Consider the following 971-nt stretch of genomic DNA (forward strand, 5'->3'; position numbering starts at 1 on the left):
CTAACATAAGCCAAGCGCTAAGATACTATGGATACTCTAAGCCCCTATTTACTCTGCCCCGTTTGTAAGGAGCAGCTCGTTCTTGCAGACGATCAAAAAGGCCTATGCTGTCGCAACAAGCATAGGTTTGATCGCGCCAAGCAGGGCTACCACAACTTATTATTAAGCCAAAATAAGCGGAGTAAGCACCCGGGAGATACGACTGAAATGGTCGCCGCTCGTCGTGACTTCCTTGATCAAGGCTACTACGCTAATCTTGCCGAGCGATTTATTCACCATGCTGAAGACGCGCTAGCTAAAGATTCTGAAAAAGCCTTCCACTATTGCGACTTAGCATGTGGCGAAGGCTATTACACTCACAAGCTCCACACCAAGTTGCTTAGTTATTTTCAAGAGGTATACACAAGCGGTATTGATATCTCGACACCTGCAATTAAATCAGCCTGCCGGCGCGACAAATCAATTAACTGGTGGGTAGGTAGCGCTGCGAATATCCCCTTGGCCGACAATTCTCAAGATCTGGTAAGCGGCCTGTTTTTCCATTTTGACCTGGAAGAAATATCTCGCACAGTTCGCCCCGGCGGTCATGTGATCCTTGTAAATACCGGCCCTAGACATCTAATAGAGCTTCGCCGTGTTATCTACGATGAACTCAAAGCCGAAACGCGAACAGAATTTGAAAGCCTCCCTACGAGCCTTCAGCATGTGAAGACTGATTACTTTGAGCAAACAATTCAACTACCTAGCTCACAAGACATCATTAACTTGTTTTCAATGACACCGCATTACTGGCGCTGTAAACCGGAAAAAAGAGCTCTACTTGAGTCCCTTGATACTCTAGACTTACAGCTAGACATACAGTTTGATATATTTCAGAAGAAGTAAATCAGCCACTATCAGTACTGATCACTAATAAGAGTTTAAAAGCCACTACCGTGTCGTCTAAAAAACATAATCAGCAGAATTATTTT

General features: G+C 44.5%; 1 protein-coding gene. It reads left to right on the forward strand.

What is annotated here, in order from left to right:
• The first annotated feature begins 27 nt into the window (after positions 1-27).
• Positions 28-885 carry a putative RNA methyltransferase gene (locus A3763_RS13455; RefSeq protein ID WP_068512897.1) on the forward strand — a complete coding sequence of 286 codons (858 nt, stop codon included), beginning with the start codon at positions 28-30 and terminating at the stop codon, positions 883-885.
• Positions 886-971: the final 86 nt, after the last annotated feature.

This window comes from Oleiphilus sp. HI0128 (genome assembly GCF_001635365.1).